This window comes from Micromonospora sp. NPDC049801, assembly GCF_040656575.1.
GTDB lineage: Bacteria > Actinomycetota > Actinomycetes > Mycobacteriales > Micromonosporaceae > Micromonospora.
On the sequence record NZ_JBFAMS010000012.1, the window covers coordinates 125887 to 149682 of the forward strand.

The following is a 23796-nucleotide window of genomic DNA, read 5'->3' on the forward strand; positions in this document are numbered from 1 at the left end:
CGGAGGTGAGCGGGATGTCGGGCGAGTTCCTCGGTTCGGGTGACCCTGCCTACGAGGCCAAGGTGCTCATGATCTCGGTGGCGGCGCGGATGGCGGGGATGCACCCGCAGACCCTGCGCCAGTACGACCGGCTGGGGCTGGTGCAGCCTGGCCGGGCGGCTGGCGGTGGTCGTCGCTACAGCGTCCGGGACGTGGTGCTGCTGCGCGAGGTGCAGCGGCTCAGCCAGGACGACGGGATCAACCTCGCCGGCGTCAAGCGGATCATCGGCTTGGAGCGGCTGCTGGAGCAGGCGCAGCAGCGGGTCGCGCGGTTGGAGGCGGAGTTGGACGCCGCCTACCGCCGGGTGGCCGAGCTGGAGTCGCTGGCGCGCTTCCCGGGTCGGGATCTGGTGCCGACCAACCGCACGTCCACCGCGTTGGTGGTCTGGCGTCCGCGCCGCAACACCGACCGCTGACCCCACGTACCGCTTCCTCGGCCCGGCCCGCGCTCCGATTTCCCGGCGCGGACCGGGCCGCTTCCGTTAACCTGTCGATACGGGGTCCAAACGGCTTAATTCGGGCCTACCGGCATGGCGAGGGGGAGCGATGGCGGAGCCGGCGAAGAAAGTCGCTCAGCAGACGGAGGAGCGGTTGGAAAGCCTGGCTGACACCGTCCGCGAGAAGTTCGACAAGGTCACCGAGGGAACGTTCCGCGACCGGATCAAGGAGGGACGGTTCGCCGAGCAGGGCGAGCCGACCCAACCGGAACCGGACCGCAAGCGCGACTGAACCGGCGACCGACGTACGGGCCGGGACCCACGGGGGGTCCCGGCCCGTTCGCCACGCCGCCCCTACCCCGCCGATCTTGCACTTTCGTACGGTGAAATGTTCCGATTCCCGGAGTAAGTCGGCACAGAAAGTGCAAGATCGGCGCAATGAGGGGCGCGGGCTCAGCCGAGGCGGCGGTTCTCGCGGACCAGGCCGCCCTCGCACCAGTCCCGGTAGACGAAGAGATCCGGCCGGGCCAGCAGTACGCGGCCGTTGTGCGCCCAGATCTTCATCAGCTCGTCGCCGTCGCGTTCGGCCTGCTCCACGAGTTTGCGGAAGCGGCGCTTGGGATGGGCCCGGAAGTTCGTCCGGATGCCGTCGGCGGCGTAGATGTAGAGGCAGTGCAGCGCGAAGCGCCGGGCCGGGCACGTCGGGTCCATGGCCAGATCGAAGAGCGTCAACACCAGCCGGTCACCCGAGACCAGCAGGTCCCAGTCGGGTGGCATGGACGCCAACGGGACCGAATCCGGCTGGTACGCCCAAGCTCGCAACTCCGCCGGGCTCGGATCGACGGGGTTCGCGAAGCCGTGGAACGTCGACTCCTGCACGCTCACCGGCCAACCTTCCGCTCTCGCCCGCGGGTGGCAACGCTGCCTGCGGACCCTGGCTGCTGGGGCGAAACGGTAACCCGCCGTCGGTTACTGCGGTAGTACCCGTAAGGCGCAATTCGGCAACCGTTGGCCGGCCCGACCCGAACGGCCGTTCGGGTGCCCTGGCCAGCGCCGCTGTCGCACCTCACCCGGGCAGGACAGCGGCGGCGAACGTCAGTCGTGGACGGGAACCGGTTGACGCCGCTGGGCCGAGGCGCGGTTGCGCAACCACCGCTTGAACCACGGGAAGTCGGGCAGCCGGGCCAGGACCGGTCCGGTCACCACGGTGATCAGGACGTACGTCGCGGCGAGCGCGGCCAACCGCGGCTCGACGCTGCCGGCCGCGACCGCGAGGCCGGCGATGACGATGGAGAACTCACCTCGGGGTACGAGCGCCAGACCGGCCCGCCAGCGACCGGGTTCGGCGATGCCGACCCGGCGGGCCGCCAGGTAACCGGTGAGCGTCTTCGTGCCCATGGTGACCACGGCCAGCGCGAGCGCCGGCAGCAGCACCGGCGGGATGTCCTGCGGGCTGGTGGTCAGGCCGAAGAACACGAAGAACACGGCTGCGAACAGGTCCCGCAGTGGCGAGAGCAGCTCGGTCGCGTGGTGGGCCACCGGGCCGGAGAGCGCGATGCCGACCAGGAACGCGCCGACGGCCGCCGACACCTGCAGCGACGCCGCGATGCCCGCGATCAGCAACGTCAGGCCGAGTACGCCGAGCAGCAGCGCCTCCGGGTCCTTCGCCGACAGGGCGGACGAGATCAGGTGGCCGTACCGGATGGCGACCACCAGCACGATCAGCACCGTGCCCACCGCGACGGTGAGCGCGATTCCGCCGCCGAGCAGGCCGGTGCCGGCCAGTACGGCGGTGACCAGCGGCAGGTAGAGCGCCATCGCCAGGTCCTCGATGACGAGCACCGAGAGGATCACGGGGGTCTCGCGGTTACCGAGGCGACCCAGGTCGGCGAGGACCTTGGCGATCACGCCGGACGAGGAGACCCAGGTGATGCCGCCGAGTACGAGGGCGGCCACCCAGTCCCAGCCGAGCAGCAGGGCGAACCCCGCGCCGGGCAGCGCGTTGAGCACCCCGTCGATCAGACCGGCGGGTGCCGCTGAGCGCAGGTTGCCGACAAGCTCGTTGGCCGAGTACTCCAGGCCGAGCATCACCAGCAGGAGGATCACGCCGATCTCGGCGCCGACCGCGAAGAACTCCTCGCTGGCGTCCAGCGGCAGCAGCCCGCCGTGCCCGAACGCGAGCCCGGCGAGCAGGTAGAGGGGGATGGGAGAGAGGCCGAAGCGGCGACTGAGCCGGCTCAGGAGCCCGAGCAGCAGGAGGAGCGCACCAACCTCGATGAGCAGTGTGGTGAAATCGTGCATCCGCCTCAGCCGTCCGGGTCACTGTCGGCGAGGATGGCGGACACACCGTCGAGACCTCTGCGGGTCCCGACGACGACCACCACGTCACCGGCGGCGAAGCGGAACGAGGGGAGCGGCGAGACGATGACCTCGCCGTCACGCAGCACCGCCACGATGGAGGCACTGGTGCGGGTACGCGCCTTGGTGTCCGCGAGCGGACGGTTGACGTACCGCGACCCCGCCGGGATGGCGATCTGCTCGGTGAGCAGCCCAGCGGCCTGCTCGCGCAGCCCGGAGAGCTGACCGAGCATCAGCGAAGCGCCGAGGATGTCGGCCAGCGCCTCCGCCTCGTCGTCCGTCAGCGGAATGTCCGCCTGGCAGGCGTCGGGATCGTCGGGGTCGTAGAGGACAAGATCACGGCGGCCGTTGCGGTGGGAAACCACGCCGAGCCGCCGGCCGGATTCGGTCACCAGATCGTGACGCACTCCGATGCCCGGTAAGGCAGTCTGTTCCACACGTACTCGCACCCGGGCAAGGCTACCGCTTCGGAGACGCCGATGATCGGACGGATATCGGGTCGGACAGTGGTGCTGCTGCTCGTAACTCTGTTGGCTGCGTGTTCGATCGGCGATGTCCGCCGTAAACCGCCGACCGCGTCGCCCGGGGCAACCGTCACCGCGCCGTCTCCAACGGCCGCCGTCGCGCGGGAGCGCCGCGTCCGGGTCGCCGTTCCCCAGCGGTACGACCCGCCGTACGTCGAGTTCGTCGACGCCGAGCGCGGCTACGCCCTCTTCGCCAACTGCGGCGAGCCGCCGCCCGACGACGCCTGTCCGGCGCGACTGTTCAGCACCGATGACGGCGGACGGTCCTGGCGGGAGTTGCGACATCCCCACCCGGCGGCGGAGAACCACCAGCTCTACGCCGCGCCGGGGGTTCTGACGCTGTGGAGTGAGCCGCACGGCTGGTGGACCTCGACCGACGGTGGCACCTCGTTCACGCACGCGCTGGACGGGCCGCCGCCGCAGTGGGTGGGCGCCCAGAGTCGATTTCAGGTGATCGAGGGCAGTGATCAAATCGGCGAGTGGGACGGCCAACGGCTGCGCCCGCTGGCCGCGCAGCCCCGCGTACCCGGATTGAACGCGGTCGACGCGGGCGACGGCCCGCTGCTGGTCGCGACCGGGGAGAAGGACGGGAAGCTGTACGCGGCTGTCTCCTTCGACCGGGGGCGGAGCTGGCAGCAGACCCCGGTGCCGGCACCCGACGGGCAAATCGCCGCTCTGAACGCCCACGTCGAGGGGGACGGGACGGCCTGGCTGGTCGGGACGCGCCCGGACCGCAGATCCTTCCCGGCGCTCTGGCGACTGCGCCGAGGGTGGGATCTGATCCGCGTCGACGGCGCTCCGCCACAAATCCAATCCGTCGCACCGATCGGCGGCGGGCTGCTCGCGGTGACCGGCCCGGCGGGCGCCGGGGCTGTCGGGGAGGACGGTCGCTACACCGGGTTGCCCTGGCCGATCGGCCCCGACCGCAGCCTGTCCGTGCTGACCGACGGCACGATCGTGGCCATCGGCGGGGACGGTGGGATCCTGCTCGGCGTCGGCTGGGTGACCGAGCGTCGCTGGACGAAGATCATCCTCGACAACGCCTGACGTCTAGCCTGATCGACTCGACGTCACGCAAGTCGGGGTGTCCGGACCTCCAGGACACCCCAACTTCCGGGAAACCGAGTCGATCAGAGCTGCGCGAAGAACTCGCGGATGTCGTCGACCAGGACGTCGGTCGCCTGGTGGGCGGCGTAGTGGCCGCCGACGTCACCGCGCCCCTCCACGTCGGTCCCGTAGGCCGTCCAGCGGACGATGTTCGCGTGGTCGCGATCGGCGAAGCGGCGGATGGACTGGAAGTCACCGGGGAACATGGCCACCGCGGTGGGCGTCGTGGTCGGCTCGGCCGGCTGCTCGTCGGCGTGGGCGTCCTCCCAGTAGAAACGGATCGCCGAGGCGGCCGTGCCGGTGAACCAGTAGAGGGCCACGTTGGCCAGGACGAAGTCGGCGTCCAGGCTCTCGTCGAAGAGTTGCGCGTTCCAGGCCAGCAGCCCGATGGGCGAGTCGGCCAGCGCGTACGCCAGGGTCTGCGGCTGCTGGCTGTGCACCTGGTTGAAGGAGAACTTGTTCTCGTAGAACCACTGGAGGTGCCCCAGCGCCGCCTGGTCCGCCTCGGAGAGGTCGGCGAACTCGGTCGGGTCGCCGGACGGGAACGAGAAGATCTGGGTGACGTGCACGCCGAGCACGTGCTTGCGGTCGATCCGACCCAGCTCCGGCGAGATCAACGAGCCGCCGTCGTTGCCGACCGCGCCGTAGCTGTCGTACCCCAGGCGGCTCATCAGCTCGGCCCAGGCGCGGGCCGTGCGGTGCCGGTTCCAGCCGGCGCTGCGGGTGGGGCCGGAGAATCCGAAGCCCGGCAGCGACGGGATGACCACGTGGAAGGCCGGTGCGGCCGGGTCGCTCGGCTCGGTGAGCGGGCCGATGACGTCCAGGTATTCGAGCACCGAGCCCGGCCAGCCGTGGGTGAGCACCAGGGCGGTGGCGTCCGGCCGGGACGACCTGACGTGCAGGAAGTGGATCTGCTCGCCGTCGATCTCGGTGACGAACTGCGGGTGGGTGTTGAGCCGAGCCTCGACGGCTCGCCAGTCGAACCCGTCGCGCCAGCGGTCGGCGAGCGCGCGGACCCGGTCGCCGCTCATCCCGTACGTGTCGCCGACGCCGGGCAGCTCGGCGGGCCAGATCGTGCGGTCCAGGCGGGCGGCCAGGTCGTCGAGGGCGGTCTGCGGGATCTCGACGCGGAACGGGCGGATCGCGGTGCCGGTCATCTCGGGACTCCTTCGGAACGGAATGTTTCGTTCTGCAATCACGGTAGCAGACCGGAACGATCCGTTCCAGTGGTAGCCTCGACCCATGTCGACGAAGCCCCTGGCCGGCCGCCGCGCCCAGGCCGCCCGCAACGACGAGGTGATCCTCGAAGCCGCCCGCGCCGTCTTCCTCGACGACCCGAAGGCCCCGATCGCCGCCGTCGCCGACCGCGCCGGCGTCGGGATCAGCGCGCTCTACCGGCGGTACGCGGGCAAGGAGGCCCTGCTGCGCCAGCTCTGCCACGACGGGCTGCGCCGCTACATCGCGGTGGCCGAGGAGGCGCACGCCGAGCCGGACGACTGGGCCGCGTTCGCCGGGTTCCTGGCCCGGGTGGTCGACGCCGACGTGCACTCGCTCACCGTCCACCTGGCCGGCACCTTCACGCCGACCGAGGAGATGGGTCGGGACGCGGTACGCGCGGGCGAGCTGGCCTCGGCGCTCGTCGAGCGGGCGCACGCCAGTGGGCGGCTGCGCGCCGACGTGGTCGTACAGGATCTGGGGCTGGTGCTGGAGGGGTGTGCGGCTGTGCGCGTACCCGACGTGGAGCGCACCCGTGAGCTGCGCCGCCGGCAGCTCGCGGTGCTGCTGGGCGGCCTGTCGACGGTGCCGGAGGCGGGCGAGCTGCCCGGCCCGGCGCCGGCCGCCGGGGAGTTCGACTGGCGGTGGCGACCCCGCGAGTGACAGGCGTCACACGGTAAGGTTGAGTGGAATACGCTCAACTCTGGTTGCGTCCAAGACAGTGGACAACGCCGATCCGGGGGAGCCCATGAACACCGAGAAACTCACCACCAAGAGCCGCGAGACCATCACCGGTGCCGTCTCCCTGGCCAACCAGCGTGGCCACGCGACCGTGGAGCCCTGGCACCTGCTGCTGTCCCTGCTCGACACCGAAGGCTCGACCGCCGCCGGTCTGCTGCGCGCCGTCGGGGCCGACCCCGCCGAGCTGCGCCGGGCCACCGATCGTGCGGTCGACGCCCTGCCGGCCGCGCGGGGCTCCAGCATCGCCGAGCCCACCCTGGCCCGCGAGTTCGTCAACGCCATCGGGGCCGCCGAGCAGATCGCCCGCCCGCTGGGTGACGAGTACACCTCCACCGAGCACCTGCTCGCCGGTCTGGCCCGGGTGGGCGGTGCCGTGTCGGCCGCGCTGAAGTCGGCCGGGGCCACCGAAGAGGCCCTGATCGCGGCCTTCCCGACCGTACGGGGCGGAGACCGGCGGGTCACCACCGCCGACCCCGAGCAGACCTACCAGGCGCTCAGCAAGTACGGCGTCGACCTGACCGCCAGCGCCCGCGACGGCAAGATCGACCCGGTCATCGGCCGGGACTCCGAGATCCGCCGGGTCATCCAGGTGCTCTCCCGGCGTACGAAGAACAACCCCGTGCTGATCGGCGAGCCCGGCGTTGGCAAGACGGCCATCGTCGAGGGTCTCGCCCAGCGGATCGTGGCCGGTGACGTGCCGGAGTCGCTGCGCGACAAGAAGCTGGTCTCGCTGGATCTCGGGGCGATGGTTGCCGGCGCGCAGTACCGGGGCCAGTTCGAGGAGCGGCTGAAGTCCGTCCTGGAGGAGATCAAGAACTCCAACGGGCAGGTCATCACGTTCCTCGACGAGCTGCACACCGTCGTCGGCGCCGGCAAGGGTGAGGGCTCGATGGACGCCGGCAACATGCTCAAGCCGATGCTGGCGCGTGGTGAGCTGCGGATGGTCGGCGCCACCACGCTGGACGAGTACCGCGAGCACATCGAGAAGGACCCGGCGTTGGAGCGCCGCTTCCAGCCGGTGCTGGTGGGCGAGCCGACGATCGAGGACACGATCGGCATCCTGCGCGGGCTCAAGGAGCGCTACGAGGTGCACCACGGCGTACGGATCACCGACGCCGCGCTGGTCGCCGCCGCCACGCTCTCCGACCGGTACATCACCGACCGGTTCCTGCCGGACAAGGCGATCGACCTGGTCGACGAGTCCGCGTCCCGGCTCCGAATGGAGATCGACTCCCGGCCGGTCGAGGTGGACGAGATCGAGCGGGCCGTACGCCGGCTGGAGATCGAAGAGATGGCGCTGGCCAAGGAGCCCGACGCCGCCTCCGCCGAGCGGTTGGCCCGGTTGCGCCAGGAGTTGGCCGACAAGCGCGAGCAGCTCACCGTGCTCTCCGAGCGCTGGCAGACCGAGAAGAGCCACATCACCAAGCTCTCCACCGCGAAGGAGGAATTGGAGCGCCTGGGCGGCGAGGCCGAGCGGGCCGAGCGCGACGGCGAGCTGGAGCGCGCCGCCGAGCTGCGGTACGGCCGAATCCCGGCCCTCAAGGTCGAGCTGACGCAGGCCGAGGAGGAGCTGGCCCGGCTCCAGGCCGACGGCGCGATGCTCAAGGAGGAGGTCGGCTCGGACGACATCGCCGCGGTCGTCGCCTCCTGGACGGGCATCCCGGCGGGCCGGCTGCTGGAGGGCGAGACGGCCAAGCTGCTGCGGATGGAGGAGTCGCTCGGCAGCCGGGTGGTCGGCCAGGCCGAGGCCGTCGGCGCGGTCTCCGACGCCGTACGCCGGGCTCGGGCCGGTGTCGCCGACCCGGACCGTCCGACGGGCAGCTTCCTCTTCCTCGGACCGACCGGTGTCGGCAAGACCGAGTTGGCCAAGGCGCTCGCCGGGTTCCTCTTCGACGACGAGCGGGCGATGGTCCGCATCGACATGAGCGAGTACGGCGAGAAGCACTCCGTCGCCCGCCTCGTCGGTGCCCCGCCCGGCTACGTCGGCTACGAGGAGGGCGGCCAGCTCACCGAGGCCGTCCGCCGCCGGCCGTACTCGGTGATCCTGCTCGACGAGGTGGAGAAGGCGCACCCGGACGTCTTCGACGTGCTGCTCCAGGTGCTCGACGACGGTCGGCTCACCGACGGCCAGGGCCGGACGGTCGACTTCCGTAACGCCATCCTGATCCTCACCTCCAACCTCGGGTCGTCGGTGATCAGCGACCTGACGCTGGCCGAGGAGCAGCGCCGCGAGGGCGTCCTCGCCGTCGTCCGGTCGCACTTCAAGCCCGAGTTCCTCAACCGGCTCGACGACATCGTGGTGTTCGCGGCGTTGCGCGGGGACGATCTGCGCTCCATCGTGGACATCCAGCTCGACCGGATGCGAAGCCGTCTTGCGGACCGTCGGTTGGCGCTGGACATCACCGAGTCCGCCCGTGGGTGGCTGGCCGAGCACGGCTACGACCCGATCTACGGCGCCCGACCGCTGCGCCGCCTGGTGCAGACCGCCATCGGCGACCAGTTGGCCAAGGCCCTGCTCTCCGGAACCATCCGGGACGGCAACACGGTCAAGGTCGACCTCAACCCCGCCGGAAACGCCCTGACGGTCACCCCCGCCTGAGCCCCGCGATCAAGAGGTTTGCGTCATCGGGACGTCTTCCCATGACGCAAAACTCTTGATCAACAGGGTGAGAGGCGGGCCGGCGGGGAAAGGAGTGGGGCATGTTCGGGATGAGTAGGTGGGAGCGGGACCTTCGCGCGGCCGTCGACGAGCTGATGACCGCCGACACGCTGGCCTTCGGCGGTGTCGGGTTCGCCGGTGAGGTGCTGCCGGTGACCGAGGCGTACCACCGCGTCGAGGCAGCACTCGACGAGCACCCCGAGGAGGTACGCCGGCAACTCGACCACCTGCTGGCAGAGGGATCGCCCGCCGGCCGCGCGTACGCGGCGACGCTGCTGGAACGAGTCGACCCGGCCGCCGCCCAGGCGACCTGGACGTCGCTGCGCGACGACTCCACCGAGTTCACCACCTTCGTCGGCTGCGTCATGGGTCGCTCCACCCTCGGCGACTACGCCACGCAGCGACTCGCGGCGGCCTGACAATCGCCGCACACCCCCACGCGTTCCGCGGTCCGTCGTGGGTGGCTGAGCTTTCGGTCACGACGCGACTCATTTCGGTGCGCCAGGTTGTTACCGTCTGCGCCGACGTACCTGGGGAGGTGGTCGGGTGGACGGGTCGCTGGCGTCCCTGGTGGGTGCCGTTGTCGTACTCATGACGGTCGTGCTCGTGGCCGTCGTGCGCGCCCGGCGCCGGGCCGCGGCCGGGCCCACCGGCCTCCCGCCGACCCGCCGGCTGGCTCCGGGTGACCGCGTGCGGATCCGCCAGCGGGAGTACGTCGTGAGCGGCACCATCCGACTGGTCGAGGGGGGCTGGACGTGGGTGCAGCACCTCCTCGACGACGCCTCCGGCACGCCGCACCGGCTCTCTGTGGAGGGTGATGGTGGTCCCGAGCTGGAGCTGGTGCTCTGGACCGCCGAGCCCGGCGCGACAGTCACCCCCGGCGCGCCGACCATCGACCTCGGCGGGCGGCGGTACACCTGGGCCGAGACCGGGCAGGCGCGCTACACCTCCACCGGGGAGACCGGCCTGCCGGCGGCGGGGACGATGCGTTACCACGACTACGAGTCGGGCGGGCGTGACCGGCTCTCCTTCGAGGCGTACGGCGAAGAGGGCTGGCGGGTCGCGCGCGGTGACCTGCTCGATCCGGCCGACCTGGCGATCCGACCCGTCGACGACGCGCGCTGAGCGACCTCGCCGGGCGCGCCGCTTTCGGCACGGCATGCCGCAGTGGCCGGTTGCCGATACGGTGTGGGCCCAATCTAGGAAAGGAGAATCGTGGTCGACTCCCCGAGCACGCCGACCCGCCAACGGCCCTCCACCGTGACGATTTCCAGCTATCTGCTCTACCTGTTCCTGGCGTGCCAGGTGATCAGTCTCATCATCACCCTCTCCACCATCGGCAAGACCCGGGACGTGCTCCGCGACGCGTACGCGGGCAGTTCCGCCGACGGGGCGGAGCAGGTCGCGGACTTCTTCTTCGCCTTCGGCCTCGGCAGCGCGATCCTCGTGCTCCTGCTGGCCGTCGTGCTGGGCGTGCTGGCCATCTTCAACAACCAGGGTCGTAACGGCGCCCGGATCACCACCTGGATCGTCGGCGGCATCATGGTCTGCTGCACGGGTGGCACCCTGCTCAGCGGGGCGGCCGGCGGTTTCAACACCGGTGGGAGCGGCAGCGGCGACATGCCGAGCCCCGAAGAGGTCCAGCGCCGCCTCGACGAGGCGCTGCCGTCCTGGATCACCCCGGTCAGCCTCCTGCTCGGCGTGGTCAGCCTGCTCGCTCTGCTGGCGGCACTGATCCTGCTGGCCCTGCCGAAGTCCAACGAGTTCTTCCGCAAGCCCGCCGCCGCGTGGGAGCCGCCGACCCCGGGCGCCAGCTACCCGGCCTACCCGCAGGCGTCCGGCCAGCCCGGCTACCCGCAGGCGTCCGACCAGCCCGGCTACCCGTCGACTCCCGGTCAGCCGTCCAGCGGGGAGCCGGCCTACCCGTCGACTCCCGGCCAGGCGTCCGGGCCGGAGCAGCCGACCGCCCCGCCGGCCAACCCGTCCAGCTCGGACCGTCCGGACGACACGCCGCCGGCGGACCGCCCCGGCAGCACCGGGCCGTCGACGAGTTGATCCACGGATAGGCACGACGCCGACGATCCCTCCGAGTAGGTTGCAACCCGACGCCTACCGGAGGGATCCGTCGTGTCGTACCCCGAACCGGCACCGCCCCGCCGGCCCGCCGTGGTCCCGGCGGCCACGGCCGTGCTGCTGCTGATGGCGGTCGGCGCGCTCGCGTACGCCGCCGTCGACCTGGCGGTGCTGGGCCGGACGGTGGGGGAGTTCCGCGCCGTGGCGCGCAACACCTCGGCCAGCCCGCAGCAGATCGACGGTGTGGTGGCCCTGCTGCGCGCGTCGGCGGCGCTGACCGCGGTGGTCGCCGGGCTGTCCGCGCTCGTGCTCGCCGGACTGGCCCTCGGACTGTTGACGGGTCGACGGGGCGTACGCGTGGCCATCTGGGTGGTCTGCGGGCTCGGCCTGCTCGCGGGCTGTTGCAGCGTGGCGGTGCTCGTCGGCGAACGCGCCGCGCCGCTGCGGCTGGGGGCGGACGAGCGGGCCACCGCCGAGCTGTTGGGCCTGCTCTCGGACGCGTACCCGTCCTGGTGGATTCCGCTCAATGCCGGGCTTTCCGTCGGGCAGGCCCTCGGTTACCTTGTGGTAGCCGCGCTGCTGGCCCTGCCGGCGGCGAACGCCTGGTTCGGTCGACACCGCCGCACGGCACCGACCGCGCCGTCCGCGTTCCCGCCCGCGTCGCACCAACCCCCGCAGGCGCCGGCCACGCCCCCGTACCCGCCCAGGTGAGGACCGCCCGTGACGCTCGAATCCACGACCCCCGAGCGACGGGCCCTGATCACCGGCGCCACCGCCGGCATCGGCGCGGCGTTCGCCCGGCGCCTGGCGGCCGACGGCTGGCACCTGGTGCTGGTCGCCCGGGACGCGGATCGACTGGCCGCGATGGCCACGGAGCTGGGCGCCCGACACGGGCACGACGTCCAGACGCTGCCGGCGGACCTGTCCACCGATGACGGCTGCGCCACCGTCGAACAGCGGCTGGCGTCCGACGCTCCCGTTCACCTCCTGGTCAACAACGCCGGCATCAGCCTGAACAAGCCGTTCCTGCGCTCCACAGCGGAGGACGAGGCGCGGCTGCTCCGCCTCAATGTGCACGCCGTCATGCGATTGACACTGGCGGCGCTACGTCCGATGACCGAACGGCGCGATGGGGCAGTGATAAATGTCTCTTCAGTTGCTGGGTTTGGCGCGGTGATGCCCGGGTCGACCTACTCGGCCAGCAAGGCGTGGGTCACCAATTTCAGTGAGTCCGTGGGCCAGTCGGCCCGCCCTTTCGGCGTCCGGGTGATGGCTCTGTGCCCCGGTTACACCCGTACCGAATTCCACGAGCGGGCCGGCATCAACATGTCCAAAACGCCGAACTGGATGTGGCTGCGAGCCGAGGACGTCGTCGAAGAGGGCCTGCGTGACCTGCGCAAAGGCAAGTTGGTGAGTGTTCCGGCGTGGAAGTACAAGGTGGCCGTCGCCGGTCTGCGGCACGCGCCGCGCCGGCTACTCGAAGTGGTCTCGCGCGACACCCGCGGCCGGATCGGTCGCGAGGAACGCTGAGCCCTGGGCGCGTCGTCGCGCCGGAGACGCCGCCGTCGGTCGTTGGCGCACCGCGACCGAGCCAGTCGCTGAGCGTAGTCGGACATCGCCCGTCATCGGTGTCTCACCGCCCTGATTCGGCAGGCCCGTCCACACGGCGTTCAGAGTTGCGCAGTAACCTCTATCGCCATGGGGGACCACGACGACCTGCGCAAATTCATTACCGACCTGGCTGTGGTCCACGGACGGGTCACGTTGTCATCGGGGCGCGAGGCAGACTGGTACGTCGATCTGCGACGCGTCACGCTCCATCACCAGGCCGCTCCGTTGGTCGGTAAGGCGCTGCTCGACCTGACCGCCGACTGGGAGTACGACGCGGTCGGTGGCCTCACCCTGGGCGCGGACCCTGTCGCGCTCTCGATGCTGCACGCCGCCGCTGGAACCGGCCGCGCCTTGGACGCCTTCGTGGTGCGCAAGGCGGGCAAGGCACACGGTCTACAGCGACGGATCGAGGGACCGGAGGTGGCCGGCCGCCGGGTGTTGGCGGTGGAGGACACGTCCACAACGGGCGGAAGTGTGTTGACCGCCGTCGAGGCTCTTCGCGAGGCCGGAGCCGAAGTCGTGGGCGTGGCGGTTATTGTTGATCGAGGCGCCGGCGACGCGGTGCGAGCCGCCGGATTGCCGTACCGGGCGGCCTATACGTTGGCTGACCTCGGCCTTGTGGCGTAAAAGTCTGCCGATTCGTATCTGCTGATATGCAGGCGGATCGATGCTGCTGGTGGAAGGATGGAATACGTGGGAACTGCGTTGGCCGAAATGACTATGCCTCAGATCTCGCCGCTTGCCGGTGAGCCGATCGAACGTGCCGATGCCGAGCGTCTCGCGGGGGTCCTCAAGGCCCTTGCGGATCCCGCCCGGTTGCGGCTGCTCAGCCTGATCCAGTCGGCCCCCGAGGGCGAGGCGTGCGTCTGTGACCTGACCGCGCCGCTCGGCCTCTCCCAGCCGACGGTCAGTCACCACCTGCGTATCCTCACCGAGGCCGGCTTGCTGGAGCGGGAGAAGCGCGGTGTCTGGGCGTACTACCGGCTGGTCCCGAGCGCGATCGCGACGATCGCCGACCTGCTGACCCCGCCGCGTAAGCGGGCCACCAAGAAGGCCCGCTGACGTAAGGCGCTGCGCACCGTCTCGTACCCGGGGCGGTGTCCGGTGGCGAACCAGGGGTGGCGCCACCGGTAGCTGATACCTGCTCGTCCCCGGCCGCACCGCCGGAGGCCGGGTCCGACATGCCGACGGCCGACCCCCACACCAGGGGGCCGGCCGTCGTCGTACCCGGGATCAGCGCTGCTGACCGTTGCCGTGCCCCCCGCGACGGTCGTGCGGGTGCTCGTCGTGGTCGAACTTCTCACGCACCGCGTCCACGGCGCCCGCGGCGCTGGCCGCCGCGACGACCGCGACCGCCTCGCCCCGCTTGCGCGCCCGCCGGTCGCGGAGGAACTCGAAGAAGATCGGCAGCACCGAGATCAGGATGATCAGTGCGACCACCGGCAGGATGTAGTGGTCGATCTTATCGCCGATCGCCTTGTAGATCCGGTCGGCGAGCAGGTAGCCGATCAGCAGGATGCCGTCCACCCAGAGCACCCCGCCGACGATGTTCCACAGCAGGAACTGCCGGGCCGGCATGCCCAGCGCCCCGGCGACCGGGTTGAGGAACGTCCGCACGATCGGGATGAAACGCGCCAGCACCACGGCCTTGGCCGGGCCGAACTTCTGGAAGTAGTACTCGGCCTTCTCCACGTACTCCTTCTTGAAGAGCCGCGAGTTGGGCCGCTCGAACATCCGTCGGCCGTACCGCGCACCGAGCCAGTGCCCCAACTGCGCGCCGAGGATCGCGCAGATCGGTCCCCCGATCAGCAGACCGGCCAGCGAGAGGCGGGTTCCGTCGCCGAAGATAGCGTCCGCCACCGGCGAGGCGGCCACCCCGGCGAGGAACAGCAGCGAGTCGCCGGGGAAGAAGAAGCCCACCAGCAGGCCGGTCTCGGCGAAGAGGATCACCCAGACGCCGACCAGCCCGAAGGTCTGCAACAGGTCCTTGGGATCGAGCGGGTTCAGGGCGACGCTCTCCGTGAGAGCGCGGGTCTTCTCAGCTGTGTCCACGGCCACAAAGGGTACCGAAGCCCGCAGTCCGGGCCGCGCCGGACCGGTGCTCACCACCCGGTTGCCGGATACGACGGTGCCCCGCCGACCAGCGTGGTCGACGGGGCACCGGTACCGCTGGGATGGATCAGGCGACGAAGCGGGTCCGGCGGCGCTTGGCCACCAGGTAGCCGCCGACGCCCGCGGCGAGCAGCAGCGCGCCGAGGCCGGCGAGCAGGCCGGTCGACTGACCGGTGATCGGCAGCGAGCCACCGTCACCGTTGCCGCCACCCTCGCCGCTGGACGAGGCCGGGTTGATCACGATCGTCGCCGTGTTGTTGCCCTTGTTCGGGTCACCGGCGAGCACGGTGGTGACAGCACCCGAGGCGTTCGCGTCGACCTTGTCGATCCGAAGTCGGAACTCGTACGTGGTCACGTCGTCCGGCCAGGTCTCGAGGCTCAGGCACGCGTACTCCTTCGCGCCCGGCTCACCCCAGGCCGCGTCCCACGGGTCCCACGCGGTGCCCGGCTTGAACGGCACGCAGTTGGGGTCGACCTCTACCGCCGTGGTGCCGGCCGGAACGGTCACCCGAACCGGCAGGTCCTCCATCCCGAGGTCCGGCGTGCCCTGGCCGATGTACTCCAGCACCGCCGGCCCCAGGTTGGTGAAGCTCGGCGCGACGGTGACCACGTCGCCCTTCTTGCCACTTGCGGTCGCGCCCTTGGCCGCGAGGTCAGCCGAAGTGTTGCCGGTTACCCGAACGCTCCCGATGGTGACGTCGTTCGACACGTCGACGTCGGTCTGCGGCACCCGTGCTGCCTGCATCGACTGCTCGACCAGGCGGAGCTTGTCGCCGTTGCCGGGCTTGAAGTCCTCCATGGGCGAGTCCTTGGACGCCAGGTCCCAGTCGTCAGTGGTCCACCAGGACAGCGCCACTGAGAAGGTCGCACGGGTGCGTGCCTTCGCGCTCACCTTGATCGGCATGCCGTTCGAGAGCTTGTACGACTTGCCCGGCTCGATCTTCGTGTCGAACGCGCAGACGGCGACCATGCCCCACTCGTCGGACCTGCAGTTCGAGTGGTCGCCGCCGTAGGCGGCGAGTTCCTGGGCCTGCAACACGAGAACGGCGCCATCGATGGCGGTCTCGCTGGTGTTACGAACGACACCCGGCAGTCCTGCCGTGGTGCCCGGGGCGCCGCTGGCCTCGACGGTCGGGTCGCCCGCCAGGTCGACGCCCTCGGCGATGGTGACGCCTGCCGTCGCCTTGGCGGTCTTGCCGCCGGAGGTGATGCTGATCGCCAGGGAGCCCTGCTGCCCCGGCTTCGCGTCGTCCTTACCCGAGACCGTGTAGTCGAACCACGGCGGCCTGCCGTCCTCGGTTTCGCTCTCGCAGTGCAGCTTCGTCGGCGAGACGTCGCAGGTCCAGCCCCACATCGGCTCCACGATGGCGAAGTCCGCGACCGCGGAGAGGTCGACGTCCACCGAGGTCTCGCCGAACGTCGGCTCGGACTCGTCATCGGTCGGCCGGGCGTAGAGGTAGCCGGACGTGGAATGACCCGGTGCCACGAGCACGTCATGCGTGGCGATATCGAAACGGGCCTCGTCGGCGAGGGCCGGGCTGGCGGAGGCGGCGACGAACGCGCCTGCGACGCCCAGTCCGGCGAGCCAGCGCCGGCTGGAGTGGGTGAGCATGAGGGGGATTCCTCCAGTAGGGGGATTCAGGTGCAGCCTGTGGATCTTAAGGAACCGCTAAGGTTCGGCGTCGTCCCTGATCACCGCCTGGTCAGCAGGACGAACCGAAAGGCTGATCACCGCCACCGCAATGTTCAGCGGGTCCGCTCCCGTCAACTGAAGCAGGAACCCGGGAGGTGCAGTGACGTACGAGGAGTTCGCGGACACGCGGCTTGCCCCGCTGCTGCGGTACGCGGTGATGCTCACCGGTGATCCGCACCAGGCGCAGGATCTGGTGCAGGAGACGATGGTCCGGGTCCAACTGAACTGGCGGCGGGTCGCCCGCGCGGACTCGCCCGAGCGGTACGTGCGCCGCATGCTCACCAACCAGTACGTCGACTGGAAGCGCGGCTCGTGGATGCGTCGGGTACTGCTGCGCGGGGAGCCCGACGAGTCCCTGCCGGCGTCCGCCGACCACGCCCAGTCCGCCGTGGACCGGGACCAGATCTGGACCTGGCTGTCCCGGCTGCCGCGCCGGCAGCGCGCCACCCTCGTGCTGCGTTACTACGAGGATCTGCCCGACGCCGAGATCGCCGACATCCTCGGCTGTGCCGTCGGGACCGTCCGTTCGTCCATCTCCCGGGCCCTTGCCACGCTCCGGGCCGAGTACGTGGAGGTTCCCTCATGATCGAGGATGACCTGCGTGCCGCCTTCGCCCGGCACGAGCCGCTGACCCCGCCGACCGGCCCGCTGCGCGCGGCGATCGACCGCCTGACCATCCGCCGTCGCCGTCGGCGTCGCCGCTGGCAGGCCGGTGGTGTCGCGTTGGCGCTGCTCGGGGTGCTGGGGATCGGGGTGCCGCTGCTGACTCCGGAGCGCGGGGGGCCGCCGCCGGCCGCCGAACTGCTCGGTGAGTCCGCTCGACCGGTGCCAACCGGCGCGCTGAACATCCTGCTGCTCGGCATCGACGGCGACGGGCCGGCGGCGACGCGGGCCGACGCGGTGCTGTTGGTGCACATCCCGGCCGACCGCAGTCGCCCGTACCTGGTGTCGCTGCCCCGCGACCTGGGCGTGTCGATCCCGGGCCACGGCACCGACAAGCTGAACGCCGCTTTTCCGGCCGGCGTCGGGTCGACCCGGCCGGAGATGACCAAGGGGTACGAGTTGACCCGGCGCACGGTGGCCGAGCTGACCGGGGTACGGGTGGATGCCGGCGTGGTGCTGACGTACCGCACCGTGAGCGCGCTGACCGACGCCGTGGGCGGTGTGCCGGTCTGCCTGAGCGAGCGGGTGCGATCCGTGCACACCCGGCGGGTCTTCCCGGCCGGCTGCCAACGTCTCGACGGCGCCGCGTCGGTCGACCTGCTCCGCCAGCGCTACGGTCTGCCCGCGGGGAGCCAGGACCGGGACCGCAACGCCCGTCTCTTCGCCGCCGGTCTCGTCCGCCAGACCACCGACCGGGGCGCACTCACCGATCCGGTACGCCTCGCCAGACTGCTGGCCGCCGTCGGCCCGGACCTCGTGGTGTCACCCGACCGGGCGGCCGTGCTGGACCTGCTGCGGCTCGTGCCCACGCTGCGGTCGGTCGAGCCGGTCGGGCTCGGTCTGCCGGTGGCCCTGCCGAGCGCGAGGGACCGCTCGCTGCGGGCCGACCCGACGTTCGTGCCGGATTTCCTGAAGGCGCTGCGGGAGGACCGCCTCGGCGACTGGGCGGCCCGTCACCCGACGTTGGTCGACCAAGCCCGGTGACTCCGTGGACTGCGACGGCACCCCACCGCCAAGGGGACGAACGACGGCGGGGTGCCGGTCAGGCGGGGTCGGTCAGGCGACGAAGTGGCTGCTGCGACGTCGGGCGATCAGGTACGCGCCGAGGCCGGCGGCGAGCAGCAGGCCACCGAGGCTGGCGAGCAGGCTCGTGGGGGTGCCGGTGATGGGCAGCGAACCACCGCCACCGCTGCCTCCGTCACCGCTGCCGCCGCCCTGGCCCGGGTTGACCAGGATCGTGGCCCGGTCGTTGGCCGGCTTGATGTCGCCCCTGAAGCCCCCGCCGGCGGGACACTCACACGGCGCGTTGACCCATACCGTGCCCTTGGCGTTGGGGACGACCCTGTCGATACGTAGGCGGAACTCCACGGTGTAGGTCTCGCCCGCCACCAGGAGCATTTCCGATGCGCACTGGTACGTGCGGGTGCCCGGCCGCAGTTCGCAACTGTCGGGGACTCCGACGGCTGTGGTGCCGGGCGGCAGCTCGACGACTGTGTGTGTGGCGGCCTCGTATTCCTCGCTCACGTTGTCGAGCGTCGCCGGGCCGTTGTTCCGGAAACCGACGGTGGCCGTGACGACAGCGCCAGCCCTGCCCTTGAGCGTGGCGCCGATCGCCGCGAGGTCGGTGCCGTTCCTGCCGGTGACCTTGATGATCCAGCCGGTGTAGTCGTAGCCCGGGCCGACGTCGGTCTGGTCGGCCTGCCGCATCCCGCTGGGTGCCGCGGTCAGGGTCAGCTTCGGGCCGCTGCCACGCGCGCCCTCTCGCGCGCCAACGGCTTCGCGAACCCGGGTCAGGTCCGCAAAGTCGGCAGCGGTCATGAACTGGGCATAGCCGGACAGGTTGCTCGGGGCGTAGGTGTCCCTGGCGAGTTCGAGGTTCAACGTGGTGGCGAGCCCCTCGCCCGCCGGGATCTCCTGGTCGAACTGGCAGGAGACCAGGTGGTCGTCGGAGTAGAGGCAGTTGCTGAACCGATCCTTGGTCCGGATCGCGTACGGAAGGTCGAAGACCGCGACGAAGCCCGTGACGGTCTCGTCGCCGACGTTGGACACGGCCAGCGGCACCGAAACCTTCCCGCCCGGCTTCGAGGAAGGGTAGGTGAACGGCCCGCCGGCCAGGTCGACGCCCTCGCCGATGCGGACCCGCGAGGTGTAGCTGCCCTGCCGCCCGCCCGCTGCCTCGAAGCTGATCACCACGTCGCCGGAGTCGCCGAGCTGCGCGTCCTGAGTGGCGGTCAGGGCCACCCGTTTGGTAGCGCCTCGGTAGATCCCGCTGCCGAGCGGCGGCACCTCGTTCAGGGTGACGCCGAAGGACTCCGCGCAGACGAGAACGCCCGGCTCCGGTGTGGCGCACTCCTGCTGGTCAAAGGGGGCAATAGTGATCTTGTTGGCCAGTGAGCGGTAGTCGTACCGCACGGCGACGTCGCTGAGGCTCGTCGCCTCGTCGGCGTACAGAAACAGGCTTCTGACCTTCTCCGAGCCGCCGGCCAGGGTGGAGTCCTGGAAGTACGGCTCGATCGTTGCCGCGGCGACGGCGGGGGTTGCCGAGGCAACGATCAACGCTCCTGCGGCACCCAGCCCCGCCAGCCAGCGGATCGATTGCTTGAGCATGGGGGTCCTCCCGATGAGACAGTGGTGGCGCTCGCCCAACCTAGGGAGACCCCGACACTTTCGGTGACCCGGTGCTATCGATATTTGTCGAACGAACCGAACGGCTGGACACCTCTGCCCCAACGGACAACGGTCGTGGGGCAGGTCAGCGGTAGTCGTCCTCGTCCCCGGTGACCACCCGGGCCTGCTCCATGGCGTCCCAGTCGTCGACCTCCATGCCGCGGTGTGGCTCGCCGTCGACGTAGGCGGGGTCGACCGAGGTGGCCTGCTCGACCGCGTCGGCCGGCTCCGCCTCCGGATCGCGTTCGTCCGCGGCGAGGTGGTCGCCGGGGGTGAAGTCCTCATCGGGCTGACCCATCGTCCCTCCCGGGGTCTCGGGGCACGGCTCCCACCACCGTACGGGCTGCGGCCACTCCGCGCCGGCAAGCCGAGTCGGCCGAATCACCCCGGGACGGCGGGAGCCGGTGCCAGGATGGTGCCGTGGGCTTCCTCATCCGACTGGCGATCACCGCGGTCGCGCTGTGGGTGACCACGCTGATCGTGCCCGGGGTGGACGTGCACGGCCGTTCGGGTGGCAACACCGTGCTCACGCTGATCGTGGTGGCGCTCATCTTCGGTGTGATCAACGCCGTACTCAAGCCGATCATCCGGGTGGTCGGCTGTGTGTTCTACCTGCTCACCCTCGGCCTGTTCGCCCTGGTGGTGAACGCGCTGCTCTTCCTGCTCACCGACCGGATCGCGCGCGGGCTCGACCTGCCGTTCCAGGTGGACGGCTTCTGGGCGGCGTTCTGGGGAGCGATCGTGATGACCGTGGTCACCTGGCTGATCAGCGTCATCGTGCCGGACCGTCTGGACACCCGGTGAGCGGCTGACACCCCCTCGGTTGGTCCTGCGCACCTCACCTGCGGGATACTGCCGGGCGGAGGACAGCGCGGTCCGGCGCACAGACGAACAACAGCGGCCAGCACGGCCGAGAGTGGTAAGTAAGGAGCACATCACATGCCCATCGCTTCCCCCGAGGCCTACGCGGAGATGCTGGACCGCGCCAAGGCTGGCCGGTACGCGTACCCCGCGATCAACGTGACCTCCTCCCAGACGCTGAACGCGGCGCTCAAGGGCTTCGCCGACGCGGAGAGCGACGGCATCATCCAGGTCTCCACCGGTGGCGCGGAGTACCTGTCCGGTCCCTCGATCAAGGACATGGTCACCGGCGCGGTGGCGTTCGCCGCGTACGCGCACGAGGTGGCCAAGAAGTACTCGGTGAACATCGCCCTGCACACCGACCACTGCCCGAAGGACAAGCTGGACAAGTTCGTGCGTCCGCTGATGGCCATCTCGCAGGAGCGGGTCAAGCGCGGCGAGGAGCCGCTGTACCAGTCGCACATGTGGGACGGCTCGGCCGTGCCGGTCGCCGAGAACCTGCAGATCGCTTCCCAGCTCCTCGACGAGGCCGCCAAGGCCAAGATCGTCCTGGAGATCGAGGTCGGCGTCGTCGGTGGTGAGGAGGATGGCGTCGAGAACGCCATCAACGACAAGCTCTACACCACCACCGAGGACGGCCTGGCCATGGTCGAGGCGCTCGGCCTCGGCGAGAAGGGCCGCTACATGGCGGCGCTGACCTTCGGCAACGTGCACGGCGTCTACAAGCCGGGCAACGTCAAGCTCCGCCCCGAGATCCTGAACCAGATCCAGGAGGCGGTCGGTGCCAAGTACGGCAAGGACAAGCCGCTGAGCCTGGTGTTCCACGGCGGCTCGGGCTCCCTGCTCAGCGAGATCCGTGAGGCGCTGGACTACGGCGTGGTGAAGATGAACATCGACACCGACACCCAGTACGCCTTCACCCGGCCCGTCGCCGACCACATGCTGCGCAACTACGACGGCGTGCTGAAGATCGACGGCGAGGTCGGCAACAAGAAGCAGTACGACCCGCGCGCCTGGGGCAAGGCCGCCGAGGCCGGCCTGGCCGCCCGCGTCGTCGAGGCGTGCGAGCACCTGCGCTCCACCGGCACCACGATGACCAAGTAGTTGCTTGAAAGGAAGGGCCCCTTATTAACAGACGTCTGTTAATAAGGGGCCCTTCCTTTCAAGCGGTCAGCAGGCAGACGGCCTCGCGGACGTCGTCGGTGAGGTGGATCGTCGACGACAGGTCACCGAACGGCGAGGCGGCCAGCAGCGGGCGCAGCAGCGCCTCCACCGGCAGCTCCCGCGTCCAGTAGTCACGGTCCAGGAAGATGTACGCGCCGCTGGCCCCGTCGGTGCCGTAGTAGGTCTTGGTGGCCGCCTGGAACACCTCCTGCACCGTGCCCGCCCGCCCCGGCGCGAACACGATGCCGCCCCGGGCGAGGCGCAGAATGGTGTCCTCCCGGATCGCGTTCGAGAAGTACTTCGCGATCCGCCCCGCGAACAGATTCGCCGGCTCGTGCCCGTACAACCAGGTCGGGATGGCCAGCCCGCCGGCCCGCGCCCAACCGAGGTCGTCGCCCCGCTGGCGGGGTACGCCCGCGTACCGCTGCCGGATCGTCAACGCCACCGCCGTGTACCGGTGGTGGTCGGTGAAGTCGGGCGCGGTGGCCAGCAGGTCGATCGCCGCGGTCAGGTCCGCCGCCGGTCGGTCCGCCAGGAAGGCGCCGAGATTCGCGGCCTCCATCACCCCGGGGCCGCCGCCGGTCACCACCAGCCGGTCGGCCCGCGCCAGCTCCCACCCCAGCACCGCCGCCATCCGGTACGCGGGACTGCCGCGCCGCACCGCGTGACCGCCCATGATGCCCACCACCGACTGTGACCCGTGCGCGGCCAACCAGGCCCGGGTGGCGTCACCCAGCGCGTTGTCCACGCCGTGGTCGTGCAGCCGCTGGCCGAGCGCCTCCTTCACGTCCGGCAGCGCGCCGCCGTGTGCCCGGTAGTGCTCGTACACCCGGGTGTCGTACATCCCGGCGAACCCGCCCTCGACGAACCCGGCGGCAAGGTCGTCCGGGGTGTAGAGGTGCGCCGGCTGGGTCGGGTACGGCAGCCCGGAGAACGGCGGCACCACGTTCGCGCCGCGCCGGACCAGGTCGGCGCCGACCTCCCGGGAGGCGAACCGGCAGCCGACGAAGAGGGCGCCGGTGACCTCGATGCCGGTCAGGTCGGGCACCGGGGCGAGGTCGAGGCGTAGCCCCTGCACGGTCAGCCCGGTCAGCCGGCCGGTGACCAGTTGCCGGTCGAATTCGTCCCGGGTCTGGATCTCGTCGGCGTGCAGGTGCGGTTCGATGACGTCGGTGGGTGGTGGGGTCGGCACCGGGCCATCCTGCCCCTTCGGCGGGGTCGGCCAAACCCCGGATGGCCCCGGGACGCGACAGGAGCCCGGCGGTCGTGGCCACCGGGCTCCTGCGTAACCGGGTCCTGGGGAGGCTCCGGACCATTAGTTGTAGTGGAAAACACCTGGCGGCGGCATAGGCCGCAGGCGTGATGAACTCCTCAGCCGTTCAGCGGGACGCGTCCGCCGACCCGCTCGCATGTCGCCCTGTCCAGCGGGTTGAATGGGGCGATGCAGAACCTTTTGCCGGAGCCACCGGCCACCCTCCTGCCCGCGAACGACGAGGCCGACGCCGCCTTGGCCGCTGCCCAGGAGGCCGGCACCGACGAGGCGTACGCCGAGGTCGCGGCCCGCTTCCCGACCTTCAGCGCAGCGTGGGGCGCGCTCGCCGCCCGGGCGTTCGCGACCGGCGCGGTGGTGACGGGCTACGCGTACGCGCGCACCGGCTACCACCGTGGCCTGGACCAGCTCCGCCGCAACGGCTGGAAGGGCCACGGGCCGGTGCCGTGGTCCCACGAGCCCAACCGGGGCTTCCTGCGCTGCCTGTACGTGCTCTCCCGCGCCGCCGACGAGATCGGCGAGGCCGACGAGGCGGCCCGCTGCGCCCAGTTCCTGCGCGACTGCGACCCGGCAGCGGCGGACGCGCTGGCCAGCAACTGACC

The 23796-nt window shown here is 70.7% G+C and carries 26 protein-coding genes; 17 read left to right on the forward strand and 9 right to left on the reverse strand.

The features are described 5' to 3' along the window. Positions 1 to 14 precede the first annotated feature (14 nt). On the forward strand, positions 15 to 455 hold the full coding sequence (locus AB0I89_RS21795) for a helix-turn-helix transcriptional regulator (protein WP_355048782.1): 441 nt from the start codon (positions 15 to 17) through the stop codon (positions 453 to 455). A gap of 130 nt (positions 456 to 585) precedes the next feature. Then, on the forward strand, positions 586 to 768 hold the full coding sequence (locus AB0I89_RS21800) for a hypothetical protein (RefSeq protein ID WP_357129573.1): 183 nt from the start codon (positions 586 to 588) through the stop codon (positions 766 to 768). Positions 769 to 929: 161 nt separating this feature from the next. On the opposite strand, the gene AB0I89_RS21805 is transcribed toward AB0I89_RS21800, so the two are convergent. From AB0I89_RS21805 to AB0I89_RS21815, 3 genes are all read right to left on the reverse strand, one after another. Then, entirely contained in the window at positions 930 to 1361 is a 432-nt protein-coding gene (locus tag AB0I89_RS21805) for a hypothetical protein (RefSeq protein WP_357129576.1), read from the reverse strand. Between the two features lie 210 nt (positions 1362 to 1571). Further along, entirely contained in the window at positions 1572 to 2777 is a 1206-nt protein-coding gene (locus AB0I89_RS21810) for a cation:proton antiporter (protein WP_357129579.1), read from the reverse strand. A gap of 5 nt (positions 2778 to 2782) precedes the next feature. After that, entirely contained in the window at positions 2783 to 3283 is a 501-nt protein-coding gene (locus AB0I89_RS21815; RefSeq protein WP_355048462.1) for a TrkA C-terminal domain-containing protein, read from the reverse strand. A gap of 30 nt (positions 3284 to 3313) precedes the next feature. Between AB0I89_RS21815 and AB0I89_RS21820 the strand changes: the two genes are divergently transcribed. Next, positions 3314 to 4405: a hypothetical protein gene (locus AB0I89_RS21820; protein ID WP_357129583.1), complete on the forward strand. Its 1092-nt coding sequence runs from the start codon at positions 3314 to 3316 to the stop codon at positions 4403 to 4405. Positions 4406 to 4488: 83 nt separating this feature from the next. On the opposite strand, the gene AB0I89_RS21825 is transcribed toward AB0I89_RS21820, so the two are convergent. After that, on the reverse strand, positions 4489 to 5622 hold the full coding sequence (locus AB0I89_RS21825) for an epoxide hydrolase family protein (protein ID WP_357129586.1): 1134 nt from the start codon (positions 5620 to 5622) through the stop codon (positions 4489 to 4491). An 85-nt stretch (positions 5623 to 5707) separates the two neighbouring features. Here AB0I89_RS21825 and AB0I89_RS21830 point away from each other — a divergent pair, with 85 nt between their 5' ends. From AB0I89_RS21830 to AB0I89_RS21870, 9 genes are all read left to right on the forward strand, one after another. Continuing rightward, the gene (locus AB0I89_RS21830; protein WP_357129589.1) at positions 5708 to 6343 is read left to right on the forward strand and encodes a helix-turn-helix domain-containing protein; all 636 of its coding nucleotides are present in this window, start codon (positions 5708 to 5710) and stop codon (positions 6341 to 6343) included. A gap of 85 nt (positions 6344 to 6428) precedes the next feature. Beyond that, complete coding sequence (clpB, locus tag AB0I89_RS21835; protein ID WP_357129592.1) at positions 6429 to 9020, forward strand: ATP-dependent chaperone ClpB; 2592 nt, start codon at positions 6429 to 6431, stop codon at positions 9018 to 9020. A gap of 101 nt (positions 9021 to 9121) precedes the next feature. Continuing rightward, the gene (locus AB0I89_RS21840) at positions 9122 to 9499 is read left to right on the forward strand and encodes a hypothetical protein (protein WP_357129595.1); all 378 of its coding nucleotides are present in this window, start codon (positions 9122 to 9124) and stop codon (positions 9497 to 9499) included. 127 nt (positions 9500 to 9626) lie between these two features. Further along, on the forward strand, positions 9627 to 10205 hold the full coding sequence (locus AB0I89_RS21845; RefSeq protein ID WP_357129598.1) for a DUF4178 domain-containing protein: 579 nt from the start codon (positions 9627 to 9629) through the stop codon (positions 10203 to 10205). Between the two features lie 90 nt (positions 10206 to 10295). Continuing rightward, the gene (locus AB0I89_RS21850) at positions 10296 to 11135 is read left to right on the forward strand and encodes a hypothetical protein (protein ID WP_357129601.1); all 840 of its coding nucleotides are present in this window, start codon (positions 10296 to 10298) and stop codon (positions 11133 to 11135) included. A 72-nt stretch (positions 11136 to 11207) separates the two neighbouring features. After that, positions 11208 to 11864, forward strand: coding sequence for a hypothetical protein (locus AB0I89_RS21855; protein WP_357129604.1), 657 nt, complete (start codon positions 11208 to 11210; stop codon positions 11862 to 11864). Between the two features lie 9 nt (positions 11865 to 11873). After that, on the forward strand, positions 11874 to 12683 hold the full coding sequence (locus tag AB0I89_RS21860) for an SDR family oxidoreductase (RefSeq protein WP_357129607.1): 810 nt from the start codon (positions 11874 to 11876) through the stop codon (positions 12681 to 12683). Between the two features lie 168 nt (positions 12684 to 12851). After that, on the forward strand, positions 12852 to 13391 hold the full coding sequence (gene pyrE, locus AB0I89_RS21865; protein ID WP_355048453.1) for an orotate phosphoribosyltransferase: 540 nt from the start codon (positions 12852 to 12854) through the stop codon (positions 13389 to 13391). A gap of 57 nt (positions 13392 to 13448) precedes the next feature. Then, positions 13449 to 13826, forward strand: a complete 378-nt coding sequence (locus AB0I89_RS21870) for a metalloregulator ArsR/SmtB family transcription factor (RefSeq protein ID WP_007454255.1) — start codon at positions 13449 to 13451, stop codon at positions 13824 to 13826. Positions 13827 to 13997: 171 nt separating this feature from the next. Here the strand turns inward: AB0I89_RS21870 and AB0I89_RS21875 are convergent, their stop codons facing one another. Both AB0I89_RS21875 and AB0I89_RS21880 read right to left on the reverse strand, forming a co-directional pair. Beyond that, positions 13998 to 14822, reverse strand: a complete 825-nt coding sequence (locus AB0I89_RS21875; RefSeq protein WP_357129610.1) for a DedA family protein — start codon at positions 14820 to 14822, stop codon at positions 13998 to 14000. Between the two features lie 121 nt (positions 14823 to 14943). Next, the gene (locus AB0I89_RS21880) at positions 14944 to 16488 is read right to left on the reverse strand and encodes an LPXTG cell wall anchor domain-containing protein (protein WP_357129613.1); all 1545 of its coding nucleotides are present in this window, start codon (positions 16486 to 16488) and stop codon (positions 14944 to 14946) included. Positions 16489 to 16669: 181 nt separating this feature from the next. On the opposite strand from AB0I89_RS21880, the gene AB0I89_RS21885 reads away from it, so the two are divergent. Then, positions 16670 to 17155 (forward strand): SigE family RNA polymerase sigma factor, encoded by a 486-nt coding sequence (locus AB0I89_RS21885; protein WP_357129616.1) that lies wholly within the window; start codon positions 16670 to 16672, stop codon positions 17153 to 17155. Further along, positions 17152 to 18216 carry an LCP family protein gene (locus AB0I89_RS21890; RefSeq protein ID WP_357129619.1) on the forward strand — a complete coding sequence of 355 codons (1065 nt, stop codon included), beginning with the start codon at positions 17152 to 17154 and terminating at the stop codon, positions 18214 to 18216. The genes AB0I89_RS21885 and AB0I89_RS21890 overlap by 4 nt, the downstream gene beginning before the upstream one ends. Before the next feature lie 72 nt (positions 18217 to 18288). Here AB0I89_RS21890 and AB0I89_RS21895 read toward each other — a convergent pair whose 3' ends face one another. Both AB0I89_RS21895 and AB0I89_RS21900 read right to left on the reverse strand, forming a co-directional pair. Continuing rightward, positions 18289 to 19839, reverse strand: a complete 1551-nt coding sequence (locus tag AB0I89_RS21895) for an LPXTG cell wall anchor domain-containing protein (RefSeq protein ID WP_357129622.1) — start codon at positions 19837 to 19839, stop codon at positions 18289 to 18291. A gap of 145 nt (positions 19840 to 19984) precedes the next feature. Then, on the reverse strand, positions 19985 to 20197 hold the full coding sequence (locus tag AB0I89_RS21900; RefSeq protein WP_357129625.1) for a hypothetical protein: 213 nt from the start codon (positions 20195 to 20197) through the stop codon (positions 19985 to 19987). A 122-nt stretch (positions 20198 to 20319) separates the two neighbouring features. Between AB0I89_RS21900 and AB0I89_RS21905 the strand changes: the two genes are divergently transcribed. Together AB0I89_RS21905 and fbaA are read left to right on the forward strand one after the other, a co-directional pair. Beyond that, entirely contained in the window at positions 20320 to 20703 is a 384-nt protein-coding gene (locus AB0I89_RS21905; RefSeq protein WP_354860252.1) for a phage holin family protein, read from the forward strand. A gap of 135 nt (positions 20704 to 20838) precedes the next feature. Further along, positions 20839 to 21864, forward strand: coding sequence for a class II fructose-bisphosphate aldolase (gene fbaA / locus AB0I89_RS21910; RefSeq protein ID WP_357129629.1), 1026 nt, complete (start codon positions 20839 to 20841; stop codon positions 21862 to 21864). A 58-nt stretch (positions 21865 to 21922) separates the two neighbouring features. On the opposite strand, the gene AB0I89_RS21915 is transcribed toward fbaA, so the two are convergent. Then, on the reverse strand, positions 21923 to 23116 hold the full coding sequence (locus AB0I89_RS21915; protein ID WP_357129632.1) for a hypothetical protein: 1194 nt from the start codon (positions 23114 to 23116) through the stop codon (positions 21923 to 21925). Between the two features lie 249 nt (positions 23117 to 23365). Between AB0I89_RS21915 and AB0I89_RS21920 the strand changes: the two genes are divergently transcribed. Beyond that, positions 23366 to 23794, forward strand: coding sequence for a DUF3151 domain-containing protein (locus AB0I89_RS21920; RefSeq protein ID WP_357129635.1), 429 nt, complete (start codon positions 23366 to 23368; stop codon positions 23792 to 23794). The last annotated feature ends 2 nt before the right edge of the window (positions 23795 to 23796 follow it).

Coding starts and splice junctions, on each gene's coding strand:
- AB0I89_RS21795 (WP_355048782.1), top strand. CDS start 15: ATGTCGGGCGAGTTCCTCGGTTCGGGTGACCCTGCCTACGAGGCCAAG.
- AB0I89_RS21800 (WP_357129573.1), top strand. CDS start 586: ATGGCGGAGCCGGCGAAGAAAGTCGCTCAGCAGACGGAGGAGCGGTTG.
- AB0I89_RS21810 (WP_357129579.1), bottom strand. CDS start 2,777: ATGCACGATTTCACCACACTGCTCATCGAGGTTGGTGCGCTCCTCCTG.
- AB0I89_RS21820 (WP_357129583.1), top strand. CDS start 3,314: ATGATCGGACGGATATCGGGTCGGACAGTGGTGCTGCTGCTCGTAACT.
- AB0I89_RS21825 (WP_357129586.1), bottom strand. CDS start 5,622: ATGACCGGCACCGCGATCCGCCCGTTCCGCGTCGAGATCCCGCAGACC.
- AB0I89_RS21830 (WP_357129589.1), top strand. CDS start 5,708: ATGTCGACGAAGCCCCTGGCCGGCCGCCGCGCCCAGGCCGCCCGCAAC.
- clpB (WP_357129592.1), top strand. CDS start 6,429: ATGAACACCGAGAAACTCACCACCAAGAGCCGCGAGACCATCACCGGT.
- AB0I89_RS21840 (WP_357129595.1), top strand. CDS start 9,122: ATGTTCGGGATGAGTAGGTGGGAGCGGGACCTTCGCGCGGCCGTCGAC.
- pyrE (WP_355048453.1), top strand. CDS start 12,852: ATGGGGGACCACGACGACCTGCGCAAATTCATTACCGACCTGGCTGTG.
- AB0I89_RS21870 (WP_007454255.1), top strand. CDS start 13,449: ATGGAATACGTGGGAACTGCGTTGGCCGAAATGACTATGCCTCAGATC.
- AB0I89_RS21880 (WP_357129613.1), bottom strand. CDS start 16,488: ATGCTCACCCACTCCAGCCGGCGCTGGCTCGCCGGACTGGGCGTCGCA.
- AB0I89_RS21890 (WP_357129619.1), top strand. CDS start 17,152: ATGATCGAGGATGACCTGCGTGCCGCCTTCGCCCGGCACGAGCCGCTG.
- AB0I89_RS21895 (WP_357129622.1), bottom strand. CDS start 19,839: ATGCTCAAGCAATCGATCCGCTGGCTGGCGGGGCTGGGTGCCGCAGGA.
- AB0I89_RS21900 (WP_357129625.1), bottom strand. CDS start 20,197: ATGGGTCAGCCCGATGAGGACTTCACCCCCGGCGACCACCTCGCCGCG.
- fbaA (WP_357129629.1), top strand. CDS start 20,839: ATGCCCATCGCTTCCCCCGAGGCCTACGCGGAGATGCTGGACCGCGCC.
- AB0I89_RS21920 (WP_357129635.1), top strand. CDS start 23,366: ATGCAGAACCTTTTGCCGGAGCCACCGGCCACCCTCCTGCCCGCGAAC.